Annotated in this window: 21 protein-coding genes and 1 pseudogene; 15 read left to right on the top strand and 7 right to left on the bottom strand. The window is 41.1% G+C overall.

The features are described from left to right. Positions 1 to 30: 30 nt before the first annotated feature. From GLW00_RS09635 to GLW00_RS09600, 8 genes are all read left to right on the top strand, one after another. A complete protein-coding gene (locus GLW00_RS09635; RefSeq protein WP_160913423.1) occupies positions 31 to 1,371 on the top strand; it encodes a DUF2252 domain-containing protein in 1,341 nt (446 codons plus the stop codon). 81 nt (positions 1,372 to 1,452) lie between these two features. Continuing rightward, complete coding sequence (locus tag GLW00_RS09630) at positions 1,453 to 3,069, top strand: ABC-F family ATP-binding cassette domain-containing protein (protein WP_160913421.1); 1,617 nt, start codon at positions 1,453 to 1,455, stop codon at positions 3,067 to 3,069. A gap of 328 nt (positions 3,070 to 3,397) precedes the next feature. Next, positions 3,398 to 4,216, top strand: a complete 819-nt coding sequence (locus GLW00_RS09625) for a 3D domain-containing protein (protein ID WP_160913419.1) — start codon at positions 3,398 to 3,400, stop codon at positions 4,214 to 4,216. A 126-nt stretch (positions 4,217 to 4,342) separates the two neighbouring features. Continuing rightward, positions 4,343 to 5,341: a zinc-binding dehydrogenase gene (locus tag GLW00_RS09620; RefSeq protein ID WP_160913417.1), complete on the top strand. Its 999-nt coding sequence runs from the start codon at positions 4,343 to 4,345 to the stop codon at positions 5,339 to 5,341. Positions 5,342 to 5,480: 139 nt separating this feature from the next. After that, the gene (locus GLW00_RS09615) at positions 5,481 to 5,867 is read left to right on the top strand and encodes a helix-turn-helix transcriptional regulator (RefSeq protein ID WP_237417461.1); all 387 of its coding nucleotides are present in this window, start codon (positions 5,481 to 5,483) and stop codon (positions 5,865 to 5,867) included. 18 nt (positions 5,868 to 5,885) lie between these two features. Beyond that, positions 5,886 to 6,878, top strand: a complete 993-nt coding sequence (locus GLW00_RS09610; RefSeq protein WP_160913413.1) for an LLM class flavin-dependent oxidoreductase — start codon at positions 5,886 to 5,888, stop codon at positions 6,876 to 6,878. Positions 6,879 to 7,147: 269 nt separating this feature from the next. Next, positions 7,148 to 7,234: a YjcZ family sporulation protein gene (locus GLW00_RS09605; protein WP_008640034.1), complete on the top strand. Its 87-nt coding sequence runs from the start codon at positions 7,148 to 7,150 to the stop codon at positions 7,232 to 7,234. Positions 7,235 to 7,350: 116 nt separating this feature from the next. Then, a complete protein-coding gene (locus GLW00_RS09600; RefSeq protein ID WP_160913411.1) occupies positions 7,351 to 8,223 on the top strand; it encodes a CvfB family protein in 873 nt (290 codons plus the stop codon). A gap of 82 nt (positions 8,224 to 8,305) precedes the next feature. Here GLW00_RS09600 and GLW00_RS09595 read toward each other — a convergent pair whose 3' ends face one another. Further along, positions 8,306 to 8,794, bottom strand: coding sequence for a YusW family protein (locus GLW00_RS09595; RefSeq protein WP_160913410.1), 489 nt, complete (start codon positions 8,792 to 8,794; stop codon positions 8,306 to 8,308). A gap of 152 nt (positions 8,795 to 8,946) precedes the next feature. On the opposite strand from GLW00_RS09595, the gene msrB reads away from it, so the two are divergent. The 4 genes from msrB to GLW00_RS09575 all read left to right on the top strand — a co-directional run bounded on the left by msrB (position 8,947) and on the right by GLW00_RS09575 (position 12,573). Continuing rightward, on the top strand, positions 8,947 to 9,531 hold the full coding sequence (gene msrB / locus GLW00_RS09590) for a peptide-methionine (R)-S-oxide reductase MsrB (RefSeq protein ID WP_160913408.1): 585 nt from the start codon (positions 8,947 to 8,949) through the stop codon (positions 9,529 to 9,531). 122 nt (positions 9,532 to 9,653) lie between these two features. Continuing rightward, on the top strand, positions 9,654 to 10,625 hold the full coding sequence (locus tag GLW00_RS09585; RefSeq protein ID WP_160913406.1) for an ABC transporter substrate-binding protein: 972 nt from the start codon (positions 9,654 to 9,656) through the stop codon (positions 10,623 to 10,625). A 150-nt stretch (positions 10,626 to 10,775) separates the two neighbouring features. Continuing rightward, a complete protein-coding gene (locus tag GLW00_RS09580) occupies positions 10,776 to 11,330 on the top strand; it encodes a nitroreductase family protein (RefSeq protein WP_160913404.1) in 555 nt (184 codons plus the stop codon). 307 nt (positions 11,331 to 11,637) lie between these two features. Continuing rightward, on the top strand, positions 11,638 to 12,573 hold the full coding sequence (locus tag GLW00_RS09575; protein WP_160913402.1) for an exonuclease domain-containing protein: 936 nt from the start codon (positions 11,638 to 11,640) through the stop codon (positions 12,571 to 12,573). A 13-nt stretch (positions 12,574 to 12,586) separates the two neighbouring features. On the opposite strand, the gene GLW00_RS09570 is transcribed toward GLW00_RS09575, so the two are convergent. Beyond that, the gene (locus tag GLW00_RS09570) at positions 12,587 to 13,126 is read right to left on the bottom strand and encodes a YiiX/YebB-like N1pC/P60 family cysteine hydrolase (RefSeq protein WP_160913401.1); all 540 of its coding nucleotides are present in this window, start codon (positions 13,124 to 13,126) and stop codon (positions 12,587 to 12,589) included. Positions 13,127 to 13,390: 264 nt separating this feature from the next. On the opposite strand from GLW00_RS09570, the gene GLW00_RS09565 reads away from it, so the two are divergent. Next, on the top strand, positions 13,391 to 14,377 hold the full coding sequence (locus GLW00_RS09565; RefSeq protein WP_160913399.1) for a potassium channel family protein: 987 nt from the start codon (positions 13,391 to 13,393) through the stop codon (positions 14,375 to 14,377). 993 nt (positions 14,378 to 15,370) lie between these two features. On the opposite strand, the gene GLW00_RS09560 is transcribed toward GLW00_RS09565, so the two are convergent. From GLW00_RS09560 to GLW00_RS09550, 3 genes are all read right to left on the bottom strand, one after another. Further along, positions 15,371 to 16,534, bottom strand: a complete 1,164-nt coding sequence (locus GLW00_RS09560) for a glycosyltransferase family 4 protein (RefSeq protein WP_160913397.1) — start codon at positions 16,532 to 16,534, stop codon at positions 15,371 to 15,373. 13 nt (positions 16,535 to 16,547) lie between these two features. Beyond that, on the bottom strand, positions 16,548 to 17,696 hold the full coding sequence (locus tag GLW00_RS09555) for an NAD-dependent epimerase/dehydratase family protein (RefSeq protein ID WP_160913395.1): 1,149 nt from the start codon (positions 17,694 to 17,696) through the stop codon (positions 16,548 to 16,550). A gap of 293 nt (positions 17,697 to 17,989) precedes the next feature. Continuing rightward, positions 17,990 to 19,489 carry a flotillin family protein gene (locus GLW00_RS09550; protein WP_160913393.1) on the bottom strand — a complete coding sequence of 500 codons (1,500 nt, stop codon included), beginning with the start codon at positions 19,487 to 19,489 and terminating at the stop codon, positions 17,990 to 17,992. A gap of 190 nt (positions 19,490 to 19,679) precedes the next feature. On the opposite strand from GLW00_RS09550, the pseudogene GLW00_RS20890 reads away from it, so the two are divergent. Together GLW00_RS20890 and GLW00_RS20885 are read left to right on the top strand one after the other, a co-directional pair. Continuing rightward, positions 19,680 to 20,360, top strand: a pseudogene (locus tag GLW00_RS20890) (AMP-binding protein); the annotation flags it as partial. 113 nt (positions 20,361 to 20,473) lie between these two features. Continuing rightward, positions 20,474 to 21,634: an AMP-binding protein gene (locus GLW00_RS20885; RefSeq protein WP_335808465.1), complete on the top strand. Its 1,161-nt coding sequence runs from the start codon at positions 20,474 to 20,476 to the stop codon at positions 21,632 to 21,634. A gap of 102 nt (positions 21,635 to 21,736) precedes the next feature. Here the strand turns inward: GLW00_RS20885 and GLW00_RS09540 are convergent, their stop codons facing one another. Together GLW00_RS09540 and GLW00_RS09535 are read right to left on the bottom strand one after the other, a co-directional pair. Next, entirely contained in the window at positions 21,737 to 23,266 is a 1,530-nt protein-coding gene (locus tag GLW00_RS09540; RefSeq protein WP_160913808.1) for an acyl-CoA carboxylase subunit beta, read from the bottom strand. A 15-nt stretch (positions 23,267 to 23,281) separates the two neighbouring features. Then, positions 23,282 to 24,064, bottom strand: coding sequence for an enoyl-CoA hydratase (locus GLW00_RS09535; protein WP_160913391.1), 783 nt, complete (start codon positions 24,062 to 24,064; stop codon positions 23,282 to 23,284). Positions 24,065 to 24,066 lie beyond the last annotated feature (2 nt).

The following is a 24,066-nucleotide window of genomic DNA, read 5'->3' as shown; positions in this document are numbered from 1 at the left end:
CTTTTTCTTATATTCAAGGGAGGGTAGATGATGGACCCAAAAATAAAACAGATGCGTGAAACCAAACAACGATTGAGAAAGGATTCGCTTTCTACCGTTTTAGACAAGTTTGATGAGGATTTAATGGGATTGACGGAGAAAGAGCGTAAAAAGAAGTACAGTAAAATGAAAGAAGATCCGTACAGCTTTTTTAGAGGAAGTGCCTATTTGTTCTTTCATGATACGACAGAGCTGCCATTTACCTTCCATACACCGGCGGACAGACCGACATGGATCATGGGAGATTTACATTTCAATAATTTCAGTGTCTTCCAAAATGAAAACAAAGAGATTGTCTTCGATGTGGATGACTTCGATGAAGGTTATCTTGGGTCTTATCTTTATGACGTCTTAAGGATGGTCGTTAGTATTCGCCTGATGATGAACTCCCTTTCATATGATGAGGAGGCTAAGGATGAGATGGTTCAGCGATATTTGAAAACCTACGTAAAACAAATGCAAGCCTATCATGATCGTGAATTAAGTCCTGAAAAAGTTCAATTCACGAAAGAATCCACAAAAGGGCCTGTCAAAAAAGCGATAAAAAAAGCGGAGCAAAGAAGCTTGTCACACGAACTGGAAAAGCAGACCATCATCAACCATGATTCCATACGATCTTTTGATATAGGGAAGGACAAGCTGACTTCTGTTCCTAAACACGAGAGACGATTGTTAGAAAGAGCGTGGGACGACTATTATCATTCGCTGGATGGAAAGAAAAAGAAGGCGAAGGATTATTACCGGATCAAAGATGTAGTCAAAAAGACAGGAGCGGGAATTGGATCGACTGGTTTGAAAAGGTATTACATTCTTATTGAAGGCTCATGTAATGAGGACCATGAGGATGATATCATCCTTGAAGCAAAAGAAGCACGAACCCCAATACCTGCTTATTTCTTTCCCTATGATGAGACATTTTGGAATGATCACAAACATCAGGGAAGGAGAGTCATTCACACGCAACAGGCGATGCACCACCTTTCCGATCCTTTTCTCGGCTTTTTCACCATGGATGGAAAGGATTTTTATGTGCGGGAACGCTCTCCCTTTTCCAAAGATGTGAAAGAGAAGCATTTACTCGAGCTTAAGTCTGTCAAAAAGACAGTAAAGATAATGGCTAAAGTGAGTGCGAAAATCCATGCAAGGGCTGATGTGGATATTGCTGAAGGTGTACTTGACTATCATAGTGAAGACAGCATCATGGAAGCGGTTGGGTCAGAGAAGAAGAGGTTCCGCCAGCAACTCTGTGTCTGGGCCGACCATTATGAGAAAAAGGTATATGAAGACTATGATTTATTTCTTGAGTGGGGTAGAGAACGCGGATATTTTTAATCTTGCCGACGGCTATCATACAACGCTGAAGAATGATATAATTTCTATGGTAAAGAAACGAGAGTACTGGAGGATTATCACATGTTAACAGTAAACAATGTAAGTCTTCGATTCGGCGACCAAAAGTTGTTTGAAGACGTAAATATAAAATTCACACCGGGGAATTGCTATGGCCTCATTGGTGCGAACGGTGCAGGCAAATCTACATTCTTGAAGATTCTGAGCGGTGAGATCGAGGCGCAGACTGGTGATGTAAGTTTGAAAAAAGACCAGCGTTTGGCCGTCTTGAAACAGAACCACTTCGAATATGATGAATATCAAGTGCTTGAAACCGTTATTATGGGTCATACACGTCTATATGAAGTGATGAAAGAAAAAGATGCCATCTATATGAAAGGCGATTTCTCAGAAGAAGATGGCATGCGTGCGGCGGAACTGGAAGGCGAATTCGCTGAAATGAATGGATGGGAAGCGGATTCTGACGCTGCCCGTCTATTAAAAGGTTTAGGCATTGGCGAAGACCTTCATGATAAGAAGATGAGTGAACTGCAAGGATCAGAGAAAGTGAAGATTCTACTTGCACAAGCGCTTTTCGGAAACCCGGATGTCCTTCTTCTCGATGAGCCGACCAACCACCTGGACATTAAAGCGATCCAATGGCTGGAAGACTTCTTGATTGATTTTGAGAATACAGTCATTGTGGTTTCCCACGACCGTCACTTCCTAAACAATGTCTGTACACATATCGCAGACCTTGACTTTGGAAAAATCCAGGTTTATGTCGGAAACTATGACTTCTGGTATGAGTCCAGTCAATTAGCGCAAAAAATGGCTTCCGAACAGAATAAGAAAAAAGAAGAGAAAATTAAGGATTTGAAAGAGTTCATTGCACGTTTCAGTGCCAACGCCTCCAAATCCAAACAAGCGACTTCCCGTAAGAAACTGCTCGATAAAATTACGCTGGATGATATTCAACCATCTTCCAGAAAGTATCCTTATATTGCATTCAATGCGGAACGTGAAATTGGTAATGACTTGCTGACAGTTGAAAACCTTTCGAAAACGGTAGATGGTGAGAAAGTATTGGACAATGTCAGCTTCACCCTTAATAAAGACGATAAAGTGGCCCTTGTGGGATCAAACGAAGTAGCAAAAACGACTCTTTTCCAGATCCTTATGGGTGAGGTTGAGCCGGACGAGGGAACCTATAAATGGGGTGTAACGACATCTCAAAGCTACTTCCCTAAAGACAACTCGGAATTCTTCGAAGGTTCGAATTTAAATCTTGTCGAGTGGCTTCGTCAGTATTCACCAGAAGATGAAACAGAAACGTTCCTGCGCAGCTTCCTTGGACGTATGCTGTTCTCCGGAGAAGAAGCGCTTAAGAAAGCGAATGTCCTTTCAGGTGGAGAGAAAGTGCGTTGTATGCTTTCTAAAATGATGCTTTCTCAAGCAAACGTTCTTCTTTTGGATGAACCGACCAACCACCTCGACCTTGAGTCCATCACATCCTTGAACAAAGGATTGATCAATTTCAAAGGTTCGGTCATTTTTGCTTCCCACGACCATGAATTCATTCAGACCATTGCTAATCGTATTATTGAAATTACGCCTAATGGAAAGATTGTCAATAAAGAAATGACGTATGATGAGTTCTTGAATGACCCGGAAGTTCAAAAGCAAGTAGCAGCTAAATAAGGATGAGACAAAAGCACAGATTCCAGTGGATCTGTGCTTTTTTTCGCTAGAATATGTTTTTTTCTATCATTTTTGGGTAAAAAAATCTATGAATAGGCAAACCTCCGCTTTGTTGAATGTTGACGAAGGGTAGCAGAAGAAGGGCATTTTTGGCCGTTTCGCGGTACAAATGCTCCTTTTGTAATGGCTGTGAAACATGGATGTTATGTTTGCAACTAAACTGTTGCTTGTTTGTTCTTAATTTATCCTGAGATTCTGTTAATCTTGTAATTGTGAACGGATCACCTAAATACATAGGGATCGACCAATCAAGAGGAGGCAGAATTTCATGAAAAAAACTGTATTTTCTGTTGTAGCAACTGTCGCATTAACGGGAGCATTCGCCACTACGGCAAGTGCCCACGAAACGGAATATAAAATCAATCAAGGGGATACACTTTGGGGAATTTCCCAAAAATATGACGTCACTGTTCAGAACTTGAAAGCATGGAATGGTTTACAATCAAATTTAATTTATCCTAACCAAACATTAACAGTAGCAGGCGAGTCTAAATCCAGCACACCTTCTTCTACTACGTCTTCCAACACATCCACTTACACAGTGAAGTCTGGAGACACGTTGTACGCCATTTCTCAAAAATTCAATATCTCAGTGGATCAACTGATGGCGTGGAACAACCTGACTTCCACCCTCATTCATCCTGGCGACCAGTTCAAAGTTGATGGACAGGCTGTACAAACATCAGCTCCGAGCTCAAACAGCAGCTCAAGCAATAGTTCCAGCAGTAATTCCAGCAATAGCACATCAACAGCAACTCAAACAAGCACAAGTCAGGATACAAGTAACGATGTAATTAAAGAATTTACCGCTGAAGCCACAGCTTATACGGCTTATTGCACAGGGTGCAGTGGTGTCACAGCTACCGGAATTGACCTGCGTGCGAACCCGGACCAAAAAGTTATCGCTGTAGACCCGAATGTCATTCCACTTGGCTCTAAAGTATATGTCGAAGGTTATGGAACTGCAATCGCTGGAGATACCGGCGGTGCCATCAACGGCAACCGTATTGATGTTTTCATGCCTTCCCGTGAAGATGCTCTTGACTTCGGTAGAAAAACGGTTAAAGTCCAAGTACTCGTTGACTAATTTTATAATCGTAAAAAAACTCCTTTCTGTGGATGCAGAAAGGAGTTTTTTAGTGCGGTTTATTTTGAGTTCCAAGCACTTATTGATAGACTAAAGACAATTGTAATAGGAAGGGAGAAGGTAAGCATGAGAGCAATTGTTCACGAAGGAAAAGAGGGGCTGGAAGGTTTGAAAGTAAGCGAGATACCGGAGGCACAAATCAGAGACAATGAAGTAAGAGTAAAAGTACATACAGCAGGAATGAACCGGAGAGATTTGGCAGTAGTTACGAAACGTCATAAAGCGGATGACCCTGCTTTAATACCCGGTTCAGATGCATCGGGTACTGTAGAAACCGTAGGGAAGAACGTCACTAAGTTTCGAAAAGGAGACGAGGTCATTGTCAATCCTGGTCTTGGCTGGCAGAGAAATAGTGATGCCCCTCCTGAAGGATTTGAAATTGTCGGTCTTCCTGATCATGGGACCTTTGCAGAATATTACACGTGTACAGAGGATCATCTTGAGCAAAAACCAGAGCATTTGTCTTTTGAAGAAGCAGGTGTGCTTCCCCTAGCGGCATTGACTGCTTATCGAGCCTTGTTTACAAGAGGGAATCTACGAGCGGATCAAACAATCATGCTGCCGGGCATTGGCAGTGGAGTCCTTACCTTTTGCCTGAAGTTTGCGAAAGCGATCGGGGCACGAGTCATTGTGACCTCCCGATCAGAAAGTAAACAAGAGGAAGCCTTGAAGCTTGGAGCAGATGTAGCTATTTCAACAGAAGAAGACTGGAAGAAAGCGTTGGCATCTGAACAAGTCGACTTGCTTATTGAAACGATTGGGAACGCCACTTTCAATAAATCATTGGAAATTGTACGCAAGGGAGGAACCATTGTCACGTTCGGTTCTACAACAGAGGATGAAGTGACCATCAACATCCGTCAATTCTTTTATGGACAGTACAACTTGCTTGGATCGACGATGGGGAGTGCAGAGGAATTGCGGGAGATGCTTCGTTTTATTAGTGAACACAAAATAAAACCACAAGTAGATAAGATATTTACAATGGATCAGTATAAAGAAGCCTTTGAATACATTCAGGACTCTAAAAATTTCGGGAAAATTGCCTTTCAAGTATGTAAATAAGTTCTACTTCAAACTTAGTAGTAACTCCGAATAAAAAATAAAAAAACAACACCTAAGCGAACGAATGTGCGTATGATTGGACAATTCATCCATCTTTTGTTGTAAAATGATAGAAAGACCATTTTATGACAAGGGGTGGATGATTTTGTCTCATAAAAACAATCCGAAACGATTCGCTTTAAACATGAGTGCCGCGCAATTTACGAAGTTTTATATCATGCATCTGTTACAAGTTCATCAGCCAATGATCAGTGAACACTTTAAAGCAGAGTTCAAAAAACTTACGAAAAATTGGATACCCGCACCTTCTACATTACTTGATACCCTACATGAAATGACAGAGCAAGGATTATTATACCGTAAGGAAGATTACAAATCACATGATAAGAAAAGACAAAAAGTGTACTGGTATTATCTTACGGATGACGGCAAAGAAGAATTTGATGTATTAAAAAAACGATATAAATTGTTATTTGAAGAACAGATGCAAATACTAAAACAAATTATGGCCGATGTATACAGATAAAGGAAAGGTGAGCTGTCATTGAAATTAAGTGTGCTTGATCAAAGCCCGATATCCGAGGGAGAGGCTGCTCAAAAAGCGTTACAACAATCAGTGGAATTAGCTAAATACACAGAAAAATTAGGATTTCATAGATATTGGGTGGCTGAGCATCACAATACTAATGGTCTGGCCAGTACGTCTCCTGAGATACTTATATCCATGATTGCCCAATCAACAACAACCATACGGGTCGGTTCCGGTGGTGTCTTACTTCCACAGTACAGCCCACTGAAAGTAGCCGAAAATTTCCGTATGCTTGAAGCTTTTTTTCCTGGAAGAATAGATCTTGGACTGGGCCGTTCCCCAGGTGGTGGGCCAAAGACAAGGCTCGCCCTCACTGATGGTTTTGAAAAGCCACTCAGTTCTTTTTCCAGGCAAGTGAAAGAGCTGAAACAATTTTTACAACAAACCACTCCTAAAGATGACCGATTCTATGGAGTAAAAGCACGTCCGAATACCGAACATCAACCGGATCTATGGGTACTCGGTTTGACTGAGCGAGGCGCTAAACATGCAGCACTAAACGGAACAGGCTTCACTTTTGGTCACTTCATCAACCCTGATCACGGAAGGGCATCCATAGCTACCTATAGAGAGCGATTCAAAGACTCGGATATGAACGAACCAATGGTTAATGTTTGTATATTTGTTGTTCGTGGAGAAACAGAAGAAGAGGCAGAGGAGCTTGCAAAAAGCCAGGATCTCTGGTTACTTCGTGTGGAAAAAGGTCTTGATACACGTGTACCTTCTTTGGAGGCGGCCAAAAATTATTCTTATACGGAAGAAGAAATGGAGAAGATTAGCAAAAATAGAAGACGTTGCATCATAGGAAATCCAGATCAGGTGAAAACTCAATTGGAAGAACTGTCTGAATACTATGGTACAGACGAATTTTTGATCATTACAAATATATTCGATTTTGAGGAAAAGAAAAAATCCTATAATAGAATCGCTCAATTGTTCCAGGATTAATCAAATTAAAGTAAAGCTATGCTCCCAATTGAAAAAACTCAGTAACGCGATAAGCAAAACTTTCTGCCATATTAAGAAAAAGCTATGATTCGAAAACGATTCATTACCCGCCTCCTCCGCTTCAAACATAAAAAACTTGAGTCTACAATAATCCTGACTTTTACTCTAATCAATAATCCACAGATCCGCCTAATCAATAGGGGGCTCAGCCTTTCACCCATACCGATTCCAGCCATGCTTCATATATAGAAGTAAAGGGGGGAATTGGAATGAGTAAAGGATATGGTGGAGGCTTTGCGCTAATCGTTGTTTTGTTTATTCTCCTTATTATTGTAGGAGCTTCTTGGTGGTATTAATCACTACAAAGCGTGGCACTTGCCGCGCTTTTTCAATTATTATAAATCACCGTTTTAAAATGAATCGATGTAAGCTATAATAAATATCATTACGTCACGAAAAAGGATGAAATTACATGAAAGATGTCAATATATTGGGAACAATCCAACAAGGAAAGATAAAAAAGAAAATTACAGAAGGCTTCATCGTCCATATCCAAAATGAAGAATTTGTACTCGCGGACGAAGATGTAACAGAAGAGATTGAATTGGATGAAAGCAGAGACATGTTCATTTATGAAAATAAAAAAGGACAAGCTTCTGCGACCATGGAAATTCCTGAGGTTACCAAAGATACTTATGGCTGGTCTGAAGTCGTAGAAGTCGTTCCGAATATGGGCGTCTTTGTAGATATTGGTCTAAATAATAAGGATATTCTTGTTTCCTCTGATCATTTACCTCTTCTAAAAACCGTCTGGCCAAAAGAGGGGGATCACTTATTTGTCAGTCTGGAACTAGATAAAAAAGGCCGGCTTTTGGCAGAACCTATTTCTGAACAAGAAGTCATGGATGATTTGGAACCTGCTCAGAAAGAAATACTTGGACAAGAAGTGACCGCGCGTGTTTACCGAGCTACCAAAGCAGGTTCAACGGTATTAACTGGAGAAGGATACCGAGGATTCGTCCACCCAAGTGAAAGAAAAGAAGAGCCAAGACTTGGAGAGACAATTACAGCCAGGGTCATTGATGTGAAAGATGATGGGACAATCAACCTTTCTCTTCGCCCTCTAAAACAAGAGGGGATGAAAGAAGATGCAGAGGTTATCTATGAATATTTAGAAGAAAACGATGGTGTCATGTTCCTTCATGATAAAAGTGATCCAGAAGATATACGAAAAACCTTCAAAATTAGTAAGGCAGCATTCAAACGAGCCCTTGGACAATTGATGAAAGAAAGAAAAATCATTCAAGAGAATGGAAAAACCGTGATCAACCACGATCGCACTTAAAACTTAGTAGTAACTCCGAAACTATATAAAAAATAAAACAAGCACCTAAGGATTTTAACAAAGGTGCTTGTTTTTTTATCTTTTAATCCTCATACTCAGCTTCTACGCCGTTGCTGTAGATCACCCTCAACGTAAATTCTTTATATGTGTCATCAAGGCCAAAAACCTGTATAACATCTTCAATCACTTCTTGTTCAGATGAATCTTCATCAAAACTGAGTTCCATAAAATGAGGAGTTAGTTGATCAAGAGCTTTTTCTCCTGAGATCTTTTCTTCACCGATTTCATGAATAACAGCACGGGTATGAGATTCAGTTGAAACGTACTGAATTTCATAGGAAAGTGTATCTACATAATCAATTTCCAAATCAAATTGTTTGAACGGAAGAGCTTTTCTCGCTTTATCCACTTTCTCATTCGTATCATAATTCATATCATTGATTGAATCGTTGGTAGGGGGCGTAGATAATTGTTGTTGCTCATAATTCATCTTTTGCTCTTCATTCGTATCAGCCATACATCCACTTATGAGGATGAGGCTTACCGCCAGTATTGAGGTTACAGTTTTCATTTATCATCCCTCCATTCATATCCTTTTCTTAGGATTGACGAAAATTACTGATTTCATAACTCTGTTTATGTAGGATGAGCATTGAAATTACTTGAGCATAAGCTCGCATGGTAAAATGAAATTGTAAATTCTTTTTTTAGGGAGGAGAAGGAATGAAAAAAATGACAGCTGTAGCAATCAGCATTCTATTACTATTGAGTGTCGGCGTCCTTTTCTTTTTCAATAAGAATTCTGGAGCTTCTACAACAAGTGATTCTGAAACTGGGAAGAAAATAGAGTTATATAACGGTGAGGTTGTTGAATATTCTGAGCAAGAATTAAAAAGCAAACTGACAGATATCCAATATGAAGTCACACAAGAAGACGGGACAGAAAAAGCTTTTGATAACGCCTACTGGGACAATAAGAAAGAGGGGATCTATGTAGACATTCTCTCAGGAGAGCCTTTGTTCAGCTCTACAGATAAATATAAATCGGGTACAGGATGGCCAAGCTTTACAAAACCCATCCTGGAGGAAAACATCACGACTAAGGATGATCCAGGGATATTCGGCATGAGAACAGAAGTAAGAAGTCAACAGGGGAATAATCATCTTGGACACGTATTTGAAGACGGACCAGAACCGACGGGATTGAGATACTGTATGAATAGTGCAGCTATGGATTTTATTCCAAAGCAGGAGATGAAGAAACGTGGTTACAGTAAGTTTTTATATTTGTTTAAAGAAGAAGGGTGAATTCATCCTTCTTTTTTATTGCTATTGATAATGAATCTCATTGACTGAGAACACATATTCCTTTACAATATTATTGATAATGATAATCTTTATCAATTAATTTGGCGAAAGGAAGTTTTCTTATGAAGAGATGGCAGATGCTATCAATATTACTGTTTGTTCTTCTCTTAACAGCATGTGGAGAAGAGGTATCGAATGAAGGAGCTACATCTTCTAATTCCTCAAGCTCAGAAGAAACAAGAACGATTAAAGGAAGCACAGGAGAAGTAGAAATTGAAGGGGTACCGGAACGAGTGGTCGTTTTAGAGTGGTCCTATGTTGAGCATTTGCTGCCCTTACATATTCAGCCCGTTGGAGTAGCAGATAAAGAGGGATACAACAAGTGGGTTAATGTAGGTGAGCCGCTTGCAGATGAAGTGGAGGATGTCGGTACGCGTTCTGAACCGAACTTTGAAGCCATTTCTCGACTGAATCCTGATTTAATCATAGGTGCTAAATACCGACACGAAGGATTTGAAGAGCAATTGAATGAGATTGCTCCTACTATCATGTTTGCACCGTATTCCGAGGAAGGTGCAAGTGATCAGTATCAACACCTAAAAGATGAGTTTAAAACAATGGGCAAGATCTTCAAAAAAGAAGAAGGAGCTGAAAAACACCTAACACAAATGGAACAAAGAATGACCGAATTGGGTGAAGGAATTGGCAACGCTCGTCAAGTGGATGCGGTTGTAACCCAAGCCTTCACTTCTCAAAACACTCCTACAATGAGGTTATTTACCGACAATTCCGTAATAGCTGGCGTACTCAATCAAATGGGGATCAATAATGCTGTTAGAACCGAACAACCTGAAATTTATGGGTTTATGAATTCTGATGTAGAGTCCCTTCAAAATTATCAAGATTCTCATTTCTTCTACCTTGTTCAGGATGACGATCCTATTTTTGATAATTTGGAGGACAACCCCGCTTGGACGAATTTAAACTTTGTAGAAGAAAACCGTACGTATAAGCTTCCGGGAGATATGGGTACCTTTGCCGGTCCTCTTTCAGCAGAACGTTTTGCAGAAGAAATTGCTGGGAATTTAAAGTAAGAGATTCAAAAAGCTACCTTGAAAAAGGTAGCTTTTTTGTGTGTGCACCAAGTAGTTAAGAATCACGTATTAAAGGATAAAGCCTTGACAAAATCATTGAGAACGATTATCATTACCGTAAATAAAACTTTAGATACGTAGGTGAGAGGTATGGAACAGACAAAAACAGAATTAGCAAGAATTATTCGTGAGCGTCGCTCGGTGAAGAGTGGATACTTAGATAAAGAGGTACCTACAGAACTGGTTACTGAACTGTTAGACGATGCGAGATGGGCACCCACACACGGTTTACGTGAACCTTGGAGATTCATTTTCATTCCTTCTCACGAAAAAGAAGAATTCGTGGAATCTCTTGTACAAACATTTCCTCGAGACATGCAGGAAAACCGTAGAAACTACTTCAGCCAGCCGGCGGCTTTTCTTATAGCAATCATGAACGAAGACCCTCGCCAAAAGCAGTGGGAAGAAAATTTCGGTGCCATCAGCAGCATGCTTCAAAACTTCCAACTGCTGGCTTGGGAACGTGAATTAGGTGTATGTTGGAAAACCAACCCTCAAATCCACGAACCGAAAGTCCGTGATCTTTTAGGCGTTCAACCTGGAGAAAAAATTGTAGGTTTTATTCATATGGGCTTCTTTGAGCAGCAGCCAAAGCAGAAAAAACGGACACCTATTGAAGAAAAATTAACGATTTATAAAAATTAACGACATGCATATTAAACAAAAAGACGCCGGGTTCGGCGTCTTTTATTTAATCTTTATACTTGGCATCGTAGGCGATTAAAACAACACTCAATTGTGTTTCAAGCTCTTTTACCTTTTGCAGTTTTTCTTTCGGCAGTTCTGCATAATCAAAAGCCATCTTTAGACGCCTCCTTGGGTACTATCTTTTGCTTTTTAAACGAGGAATATTCCGTCATTAGATTAATTTTGAAAGGCAAGCCTTTACAATAGACGAGCCAATGGTCGCCCATTTATTATAAAGATAAGACTATAAATAAAGGAGATCGACATGAATTTTGTAGCTCTTGATTTTGAGACAGCAAATGCTTCAAGAGGTTCTGTTTGTTCCATTGGTATGGTGGAATATGAGCAGGGCCGTATAAAAAGAGAATATTACAGGTTAGTGAAACCACAGAAAAACTATTTCGCTCCTATCAATATCCGTGTACACGGCATAACTAAAAGCGACGTTCAGGACGCTGAGGAGTTTGATGTGTTATGGGAGCGCGAGATCAGGTCTTGGCTGGAAGGGAAGTTTGTCGTTGCTCATAATGCTCAGTTCGATATGGGGGTGCTGCGTGCGGTTTTAGATCAATACAACCTAAGCTACCCGATGCTTGCCTATAATTGCACCGTCAATATATCCAAGAAAACGTGGCAGCTGCCGAGATACAAGTTGAACATTGTCTCCAGTCATCTTGGTTTTACATTCAGTCACCACCATGCGTTAGAAGACGCGAAAGCTTCTGCGCATATCCTTATGTCAGCGAAAGAAGAACTTGGAGCAACTGATGCTAAGGACCTTATAGAAAAGACAGGGACAACGAATGGGATGATGTTTGATGGGGGCTATGAGCCTGCAAGAATAAATAAGAAGAAACGGGTTAAAAAAGTACATCCCTCTTCCTATGTAGCAGCAACCCAACAGTTTGATCCCAGACACCCTTTTTATAATGCGGCTATTGTATTCACTGGAAAGTTAAAAGAAATGAAAAGGGATGAAGCTAGCCAAAAAGTCGTTGATTTAGGTGCACAACTTCATACTTCGATTGAATCCAATACAAACTTTGTAGTTGTTGGCGAACAAACGTTCGAAGGATATAAAAATGGCAAAAAAACAAGTAAACTCGAGAGAGCAGAAACACTGCTAAGCCAGGGATATCCCATTGAAATTATTTCAGAATCCGATTTCCATCAATATTTAACACGCTCATCCAATAGATAAGGATGAGCGTGTTTTATTTCTTAAATAGATACCTGCGATCTTTTAACCGCTCAGGATGGACAGATTTTGCATAAGGAGAAACCTTACCCAAATTGACACCTGCACCAAATTGGTAAGCTTGCCACACGATCTTTGTACAATATTGCTCCACGTTCGTCCTGCCTATAGGCGTCCATATTTTATAGGTGGCCATAGGGTTCTCTTTTTGAAGCTTTACCGCGTAATCAGCAGCAGCCTCTCCAGATTTAGTATCAAGGGCTGAATAGATGCGTATATTGCTGAATTTGTTGAAATAAGCTTCCATTTGATTTTGTATGACTCCTGAAGGAATGGAATGAATGACTGTATTATTTTTGGTTACAATCCCAACATGTCCTATATAACGCGATTCTTTTTTTCCTATTGGAGAAAACAGCAAATCCCCTGGTATAATGGTTAGGTTTGTACCTGGATAAAGGTGTTCATGTTCTTGTTTCAGAGGTGCAAGGACTTTCTTGGGCTTTATCATCCATGCGAAAAATAAAGTACTTATAAAAAGAAACAATTTCTTCATATACATCTTCCTTTGTCTACTTATATCTTTATCCTAGCTAAAATTTCAGAAAAAAACAAAGAGGAAGTGCTATTTTTCACACTCAAGAACATATGTTCGATTCTGAGGGGTGCTTACGAACAATTCGAACAGGATTCAGTTGAATCGCTTTTTACAATCATGACAAATCGTCAAAATTAAATGTTGCGAAGTGGGATTCTTACTAAGAATATTGGTATGATTGAGAAGTAGGTCTAATCTCAGGGTCTCAGAAGAGGTGAGTTAATGGAATACAGAAAAATTGTGGTTTCGATTATCCTCTTGCACATTTTAATATCCCTAGGAATCTTCGGGTATATGTTTTTCGAACAATTGGCATTCTTTGATTCCTTATGGCTGACCATTGTATCCGTGTTAACTATTGGTTATGGAGACATTTCGCCGGAATCAACAGGAGGAAAAATCCTTACCTTAGTCTTAATTCCGAGTGCCATAAGTCTGACAACTTACATGTTAGCTCAACTGGCAGGCGCCATTATAGGCGGTAAACTATCAAGTGAAGTGAGGAAGAGGAGAATGAGATTAAAGATACAAGATCTGCATCAACATATTATATTGTGTGGTTACGGCCGCGTGGGACAGCAGGTTTTTCAACAATTACGGCATGAGAATCAACCATTGGTTGTTATTGAGAATGATGAGAATGTCATAAATGAATTACCTGAAGATGTCCTATACGTTAAAGGAAACGCCACGGAGGATCGTGTATTGATTCAGGCTGGCGTTGACAGGGCTAAGGGTATGATTGTCACTCTTCCTGATGATGCAGATAACGTTTTTATAACTTTGACAGTAAAAGGGATGAATCCGTCTCTTTATACAGTTGTTAGAGCAGAAAGAGATTTTTCAGAAGAAAAGCTTTATCGAGCAGGAGCCGATAAAGTGATCAACACCTCCAATATAGGAGGAAAACGTATGGCAACGGCGATTACAAAACCGGTAAGCGTTGATTACGTTGAAACAATTCTCCATGACACCCTCAATGATTACAACATTGAAGAAATTCACATTCCTAAAGATTCGCCATTATTGAATCAAACATTAAAAGAATCGGATATAAGAAGAATTTATGGTGTTAATATCGTTGCAATAAAACGGAAGGACAGAATTATAAGTAATCCAGAAGGAGACGAAACGTTTCAAGAGAATGATTTGTTAATTGTTTTCGCAACTTCTGAACAATTGAAGCGTTTCGAGAAAGCAGCGATCTGATTGAACAAAGAAGCAGCTTTTCAGTGTGAAACAACCGTTAATCAGATCGCTGCATATTTGTATGAAAAACAACTGAGTCAAAATAGGATAACGAAGTTTTAGAACAGGTTCTTAGAAACGCTTATTCTTTTTATTCAATTAAGATTTGAGGGCGTAGGGGATCCTGGAATAAAAGAGGTTAAGTATGATCAATAGACTATGTATTTTTATTTTTAATTCTAGTTTACATAATATTTATTATACTGAGTCATTCAAGAAATGGATATTTTATCTCACTTATTAAGTATACTTATGATACTGAGACAAAATAAAAAATGAACGGATTTCAACATGAACTTTTTAGGATCTTTATTGGTTGCACTAATGATTTATTATAAACACATTTGTATCACCAAAAAATTTTAACTTTCTTAACGGCTGTAATTTTTTTTACTGAATCTACACCGAAGCTTTTTAAACTTTTAAACTGACTTTTTAATATCCAGCGTAAAAATTTATTACACCTTACTTTTTCTTTGTCCTCAAAAACTGGTTCATTGGACTATTTTCTAAACTAACATGATGACTATCTAACATTTATGTTCAGTGTCTCTCATTTATTTGAATGTTATATAATAAAGCCCTTACATCTATTGAATCCTCAGACCTTTGGCTAAAGGCTTATGTATACATACGATCACGGCAATACAACTGGTTAAGTCTAAATAAAAATTCACATTTTTCTCTAGAGACCATGACAATTTTCGTACTGTCTCCCCTCTTCTGCTGTGTATAAAATAAATGACCATCTAGGTTTCTGTTATTCTGGAAAATGGCTAGCGTTTTATTGATTGTTTTTTTTACAATATTTCGGAGTTACTACTAAGTATGAATAGAAAAAGAGCTAAAATGTGCTGATTTTACGGGGGTCAGAACATCTGTTCTCATTTGGTGTGTTGCGGTGTTTTGGAGTTACTACTATGTAGACAAACGAAAAGAAAAGTCACAGAGTATTTACTCTGTGACTTTAACCTTTGATTTTTTTGACGTTGTTGCTGCTTGCTCATCGAAGACCTTTAACGTCTTGTAATAATATTCGAGGATCTGCTCGGAAGGTTTTTGCCAGCTATACTTTTCTGCTTCTTGACGTGCATTTTTACAAAGTGTCTGATACAACTCCTCATCTTCCAGTCTTTCAATCGCTTGAATCATGCTGTGCGTGTTCTCATTTTCAAACAATAGTCCGGTTTTGCCATCTTCCACTTGCTCCATGGTCGGACCGCTTTTTGCTGCGATGACAGGCAGACCAGAAGCCATAGATTCCAGGATGACAAGGCCAAGCGTTTCTGTGACTGATGGAAAAATAAGTGCATCAGAAGAAGCGAAAGCTTGAGCAAGCTCTTCTCCGTGCATTAGTCCGGTAAACACTGTATTGGTACCTTTGAAAGTTTCTTCTAATTCACCTTTCACAGGACCATCTCCAACGATGGCAAGAGAGATATCCTTCCTCTGTTCCAACAAGGGCTTAATTTTATGAATTTCTTTTTCAGGAGCCAGCCGGCCGACAAAAACAAGAAGCTTGTTCTCTTTCCTGCCGGCAGATAGGCGGTCTCTCATTTGTTCGTTTTTATGCCGAGGGTGGTAGTGATCAACAGCCACCCCACGGTCCCATACACTCACATTATGAAAGTTCTTCTCATCCAGCTCTGTCTTAATGGCTCTTGAAGTACACAAATTCACATCTGCATAGTTGTGTAATTTTCTAAAATACCACCATACAAGAGGCTTGAATGGATATAAACGATAGTAATCCAAGTATTTAGGGACGTGAGTGTGATAAGAAGCAATTAGTGGATAGTTCAGTTTATCAGCGTAATAGACGCCTGATACCCCTACGAGAGCAGGATTCACCACATGGACGAGGTCAGGATCATGTTTTTGTAACAAATCCTTGACCCTCCGTTGTGGTAAACTGAATTCTCGATACCTGTAAAAAGGCATTCTTGTCGTTTTGACCCCTTCGACGACCGCCCCTTCATATTCCGTCACACCAAAGTCTGGAGCAATGACGACGACTTCATGATCTTGGCTTCTCAAGTATTTGATGGACTCTTTTAATCGAGTGACGACTCCATCTGTTGATGGTAGGAATGTTTCTGTAATGATGGCGATTTTCAAAGCGGAAAACTCCTTACTTCCAAGTGATTGACGGCAATACGTTCTCTTCAATGATTCGGTCTTTATTTTCGACAGCTGTGCGCAAAATGTCACGAATGACATCGTCTGTCAACAAGTGAGGTTCCAGACCAAGGTCACGCAGTTTTGTATTCACAGCGTTGTAATAGTGATCCTCATTTTCGATACGAGGATTCTCAATCTGTTTCACTTGTGTATCAAGACCTTCTTCTTTTGCGATTTTTTGTACACGTTCTGCAAGATCCTGTACAGAGAACCATTCTGTAAATTGGTTAAATACGCGGAATTCACCTTTGTCTGCTGGATTCTCAGCGGCGATTTCTACACATCTTACTGTGTCTTCAATGTTTAGGAACGCACGTGTCTGCCCTCCTGAACCATAAACCGTGATGTCATGCCCGATCGCTGCCTGGTTGACGAAACGGTTTAGAGCTGTACCGAATACGCCATCGTAGTCTACACGGTTTACGAGCATTGGATCCTGGCGCGTTTCGGCTGTATGTAAACCGTATACGATTCCCTGATTCAAGTCAGTGGCGCGTATGCCCCAGATTTTACATGCGAACATAATATTATGGCTGTCATGTACTTTAGACAAGTGATAGAAGGAACCAGGTTGTTTTGGATATGGAAGTGTATCCTTCCGTCCTTTATGTTCAATTTCAATATATCCTTCTTCAATATCAATGTTAGGAGTACCATATTCGCCCATTGTACCCAATTTAATCAGGTGACATTCCGGAGCGAATTCTTTAATGGCATAAAGAACGTTCAAGTTCCCCATGACATTGTTTGTTTGTGTATAAACCGCATGCTCACGGTCAATCATTGAATAAGGAGCTGAACGTTGTTCAGCGAAGTGAACGAATGCTTCAGGTTCCGTTTGACGGAAAACTTCACTTAAGAAATCATAATGATTCAAGTCACCAATGAATGTTTTGATTTCTTTTCCTGAAACTTCTTTCCATTTAGCTACCCGGTCTTCCAGTGATGCGATCGGTGTAACTGAATTCGAACGTAGTTCATCATCATACTTTCTGCGTACTAAATTATCTACGATGGTTACATCATGTCCTTGTTTGGATAGGTATAGTGCCGTTGGCCAACCGCAAAAACCGTCTCCCCCTGCTACAATAATTCTCATAATCTACCTCCTAGTTACGTCTTGCATACTCGTATTCCAAAATAGAATGACTCTAATGACTATTCTATCTCCTTACTAATCGTTCATCGTTCGAAGACGGACAAAGTCAAGGTCTCTACGTTTTTGACTTTACCATTAATTTAATTTTGAAACAATTAATTCTTTGTTAAACCGTCGATTCTATGTAGAGATATGCTTGTGAGACCTCAAACCTATTTACCCCAAATGAAGAACGCTTCAAACCTACTTTACAATAAAAGCCTGCAGAACAACAAGTCCTGCAGGCCGAGCAATCATTTTTCTTCTTCCTGACCTTCTGGAATCGAGGATTCTTCCTCATTATTCTCCTGCTCTTCTTTCGTAGCAGCCGCTTCCTTCCATTCATGATCAGAATTGTTGTTTTGTCCAAATTCATTGACAGCTCCTCTTGATACATAGCTTTCAAGCATCGCTTTCAGATCCATGCCTGTCGTTTCTTTTAAAGATTCCTGGATGCCAAGCATAGTCGAAGTCACACTGTTCGCTACTTTCGCAGAACCTCCACGTGAATCGCTACCGCCCATATCAATAACCTTCATATCCTTAATTTGACTAATAGGTGCGGAGACTTTTTCTGCATAGTCAGGCAATACTTTAATGAGCATTTCCATAATAGCCGCTTCACCATAATGTTCCATCGCTTTAGCCATACGCTCTTTCGATTCCGCTTCAGCCATTCCTCGCTGACGAATGACTTCCGCTTGGGATTCCCCTTTGATACGTTCATTATCGGCTTCTGCCTGCGACCGTTTAGTCACTTCGTAAGCTTCAGCATCAGCGATCGAACGGCGTCGCTTGTTCTCTTCTTCTTCCAACTCGACCGCTCTTTGCTTCTCAATGTATTGAACCTTTAATTCTTCTTCCTTAATCTGCTGGGCAAGTTTCTGCCTCTCTAATTCTCCTGCTTGGTCTGCGTTAGCTTTGGCTCGGTTGGTTTCCGTCTGGAATTCCGCTTCTTTGATGTCTTTTTCTTTCGTAGATGCCGCAACCGCAGTCAAACGACGATTTTCTTCATCCTGTGCTTCCTGGTCGTTTTTCGCCTGGTAAATGCGTGTTTCTTTCGTTGCATCGGATTCTGCCATGTTCGCTTTCTTTTGCACTTCAGCAATATGAGGACGGCCGAGTGCGTCGATGTATCCATTCTCAACATCCACGTCCTCCACATCATTCAATGCGAAAGAAGTAATTTCAAAGCCCATGCCTTTTAAATCGGATTCAGCGATTTTTTTCACCTGTGTGTTGACTTCTTTGAAATCATTATAGATTTTTTCAATAGGAAGCGATGCGATGATGGAACGTAAATGACCATTCAGCACATCTTTCAATTCCGATTCTCTTTCTTTCTGTTTTTTACCCAGGAATTTCTCAGCAAAATTGGCCATGATCTCAAGCTCACTACCAATACTGATCACAGCAGTACTGGCAACTCTAACTGGAATACCTTCCTTTGTGTAGGCTTTGTCTGAGTTGACCTGCAGCTGAAAGGATGTCAAATCAATCGGTGTTGCCGTCTGAAACATTCGCAGGCGGTACCCCCCGCCACGAATAATTTTGACCGACCGTCCGTTATCGTCTTCAAATACGTTCTTCTCTTGTTCTGGATCTCCAAGTTTTGGTCCCGTGACAATCAATGCTTCGTTAGAACTGGCCGTCTTATAACGCATGCGGAAGATGATGAAAGTAATGATTCCACCAACAAGCACCACCGCTCCAATCACTCCTAAAATGACTAACAGTAAAGCACCTTCAAACAAATGATCACTCCTCTTTTTATATTCCCTATGTATGTAACAAAAGGGGTTATATTACATAACGATTACAACTCTATTAAAGTTTCACGAAATTTGCAATGTTCGACAATATTTCTATCTTTCCATCAATTCAATCGAATGAACGATTCCGTTATAATAAAAACAAGAACATTCTGAAAAAGGAGGAACGTTCATGACTTCATACAACAACGCATGGATTCCTACCGCAGAATATAAAGAAGCAACACGATTATTCCAATGGATGAAAAAGCATGGCTACACCTGCTATGATGACTTTCACTTTAAATCGATCGATGATATCGAATGGTTTTGGGAAGAAGTAGTGAAAGAGCTTGATATCGAGTGGTACACCCCTTATAAGCAGGTGCTGGATCAAACACATGGGCCTATGTATCCTGTATGGTTTGAAGGTGGAGAGTTGAATGTTGCTCACTTAGCGCTGGATCGATGGGCGAGTCATCCTTCTAAAGAAAATGATATCGCTCTATACTGGGAAGGAGATAATGGCCAAACAGCCTCCTACTCTTTTAAAGATTTGCAAAAGGAAGTGGATGCTGTCTCTTATGGTCTTGAGAGCTATGGAATTACAGAAGGGGATATTGTTACTTTGTATCTGCCCATGCTCCCTGAGACCCTCATTGCTATGCTGGCCATCTCAAAGATCGGTGCAATCTTCTCTCCTGCCTTCTCTGGTTACAAAGCTGATGCCGTCACTACAAGAATTCATGCAAGTCATTCGAAAGCGCTGATAACAGCTGATGCTTTTTACCGTAGAGGAAAAACGGTGCTAATGAAAGAAGAGGCGGACCTTGTGGCAGATCAATGCCCTTCTTTAGAGCATGTTTTCGTCGTAGAACGGACAGGAGTGGAAATGGAATATAAACAACCTCGTGATGTTCGCTGGAGTGATTTGAGAAAGAATAAAGCCACTTACAAGACGAAAGTAAAAAAGCGAATGATCCTTTTATTCTCATTTACACTTCTGGAACGACGGGTCTACCAAAAGGAGCAGTCCATACTCATGCAGGCTTTCCTGTTAAGGCTGCCTTTGATGCTGGCATCTGCATGGATGTCACAAATAAAGATACGTTATTCTGGTACACAGATATGGGGTGGATGATGGGACCTTTCCTCGTGTATGGAGGATTAGTTAATGGGGCTTCCATCGTAATGTTCGAAGGTACTCCTGATTATCCAGAACCCGACCGTTTATGGAAGCTTGTAGAGAAATATCAAGTGACCCATTTAGGAATATCCCCGACTCTAGTCAGAACAATGATGAAGCACGGGAAAGACTGGCTGGAGAAACATGACCTTCAATCCTTGAAGCTTATTGGATCGACAGGTGAACCATGGAATCCGGAGCCTTGGCATTGGCTTTTTAAACATGCGGGAGATTCACGAGTTCCCATTTTTAACTATTCAGGAGGAACAGAAGTCTCAGGTGGAATCCTTGGGAATGTACTTGTCAAACCGATTCAACCGGTAACCTTCAATGCTGCTCTTCCAGGTATGGATGTTGATGTGTATGGTGAAAAAGGAGAGCCCCTCATCAATGAAGTTGGCGAACTGGTAATCAAATCCCCGTGGGTAGGGATGACGAAGAGTTTTTTTAAAGACGGTGCGCGTTATGAAAAGACATATTGGAGCCGCTTCAATGATACGTGGGTGCATGGGGATTGGGTGATTAAAGACGATGAAGGATTCTATACGATTACCGGACGATCTGATGACGTTTTGAACGTTGCTGGAAAGCGTCTAGGTCCGACGGAAGTCGAGTCTGTTCTCGTTAAACATACATCAGTTATAGAAGCCGGAGTTATCGGAGTCCCTCATGAGATAAAGGGAGAAGAACCCATTGCTTTCGTCGTCCTTAACGATACCAAGCCTACAAAAGATCTAACAGAAGAGTTAACGATGATTCTGAATCAAAAACTAGGGAAGGCTCTCTCCCCGAAAAAAATCTTTGTGGTCGATGACCTGCCTAAAACAAGAAATGCCAAGGTGATGAGACGTGCCATCAAATCCGCATACTTGAACCACCCTTCCGGTGACTTGAGTGCACTTGTCAACCCGGAAAGCATTGAGCAAATAAGGAGCATTGGTCAAAATCTTTCGTCAACGTAAGAAGTACCACCCTTTTGTATGAGGTTGCTAGAAATCGTTCTATTAACATGTCGTATCCAATAAAAAAGGTTCCTGGACCAATGTTGTCCAGGAACCTTTTTGTCAGACCGGATAGACGCCGTGTTTTCTTTCAGTAAACAACACGTCTTTTGTTTCGTAGGCATCGTATCTGGTGGAAAGCTCTTCGCGCAGCTTATTCGGCTGAACGATGTCATCGATGACCATCTCAGAAGCCAACCGATAGATATCAATGTTCTCTTTGTATTCTTCATGCTTTTCCTTGATGAAAGCCGGTCGCTCCTCTTCAGGCAGCGCAGCAATCTTATTGGCATACACGGCGTTCACAGCCGCTTCCGGCCCCATGACAGCAATTTGTGCTGTTGGCAAGGCTAGACACGCATCTGGCTCAAACGCCGGCCCTGCCATCGCATAGAGCCCTGCTCCATATGCTTTGCGGACTACAACAGAAATTTTCGGTACCGTTGCTTCACTCATAGCAGAAAGCATTTTCGCACCGTGACGGATAATCCCTGCTCGCTCAACCTTTGTTCCGATCATGAACCCTGGAATATCAGCAAGAAACAGTAGTGGAATATTAAAGGCGTCACAGAGCTGGATGAATTTCGCCGCTTTATCCGCAGAATCAGGGAATAGAACCCCGCCCTTTGCTCTCGGCTGGTTAGCGATAATCCCCACAGGCCGTCCTTCAATTCTTGAAAGCCCGGTAATGAGTTCAGGAGCAAACTTTTTCTTGATTTCGCAGAACGAATGATCATCAATAAGACGATCGATCAACTGATACATATCAAAGGGTGCATTTTGGTTCTTAGGAATCAGTTCTTCCACACTTTTCTCAAAAGGAGCAGGCTCCCTCGAATCTGCCTTTTTCGGAAGTTCCCGGTAGGACTGCGGGAAGTAACTCAAATACTTTCTGGCATAGGCAATCGCATCACTTTCGTCTTTAGCCAGCACATCTCCGCATCCGGAGACCGAACAATGCATATTCGCACCGCCCATTTCCTCAAGTGTCACTTTTTCACCGATGACTTTTTCTGCCATACGTGGAGATCCTAAATACATGGATGCATTGCCATCGACCATCACGACGATGTCGCAAAAGGCAGGTATGTAAGCCCCGCCCGCTGCGGATGGTCCGAATAGTAAGCAGACTTGTGGCACGCGGCCGGATAGTTTGATCTGATTATGGAAAATACGTCCTGCCCCGCGGCGGTTAGGGAACATCTCTACCTGATCGGTAATCCTTGCCCCCGCCGAGTCTACAAGGTAAAGCATAGGGACATTCAGTTTTAATGCGGTTTCCTGAATCCGGATAATCTTCTCAACTGTCCGCGCACCCCAGGATCCTGCTTTAACGGTTGAATCGTTAGCCATCACGCATACTTTCTCTCCGTTAATTCGCCCGATCCCTGTGACCACGCCGTCAGCAGGAAGGGATTCATCCTGGCAATTGGCGAAAAAAGCATCTTCGATATCGATGTCGTCATCAAACAAAAGCTGTAAACGTTCACGGACGAACATTTTCCCTTTTTCTGCGTTCTTGCTATGATATTTTTCCGCACCACCAGAAGCAATTTTCTTCGTTCGTTCTTCTAACGTTTCATTTGTAGGCATCGTTTTTTCCACCTTTTATTCTCCTTTGTATTCCGGCTTCCTTTTTTCCTGGAACGCTTGAAGTCCTTCCACGCGATCATCAGTTGGAATCGTCTTTTTATAACAGGCGCGCTCAATCTCAAGACCTGAAGATAAATCGGTATCATACCCTTGATTGATCGCTTTTTTTGCCTGCTTCATAGCTACCGGTCCGTTCCGTGCAATGCATGCCGCAAGGTCCTTCGCTTCTTCCATAAGAAACTGTGGTTCATGGATATATTCGACAAGTCCGAGGGAATAAGCACGGTTGGCTTCCACCGGCTTCGCTGAATAGATCATCGCTTTTGCCTGGCCAATCCCAATCAGCCTGGATAGACGCTGGGTTCCGCCAGCTCCCGGAATAATGGCAAGCGATGTTTCCGTCAGTCCTACTTTGGTAGACGTACTCATCATCCGTAAGTCACAAGCAAGCGCAAGCTCTAATCCACCGCCAAATGCGACCCCATTGATGACAGCAATCGTAGGTACATGGATATCTTCGATCATTCGAACCGTATCTCCGATTTTGGTTACGGTCTGGACGACTTCTTCGTCACTCATTCCCTTTCTTTCTTTCAAATCAGCACCTGCACAAAAGGCTTTATTTCCTTCCCCGGTCACTAAAACGACTCTGATCTCCTGACGCCTGTTAATCTCGTGTGCTTTTTCCTGCAGTTGGTCAAGTAGATCTGAAGACAATGCATTCGCTGCATCCGGCCGGTTCAATTTCAGTACATACACGTGAGGGGAAATCTCTTCTAACGCGACTAGTTCCTCCATCC

Source organism: Halobacillus litoralis, assembly GCF_009856445.1.
In the GTDB taxonomy this organism is placed as follows: Bacteria; Bacillota; Bacilli; order Bacillales; family Halobacillaceae; genus Halobacillus; species Halobacillus litoralis.
This window is presented reverse-complemented; position numbering and strand designations above follow the sequence as displayed.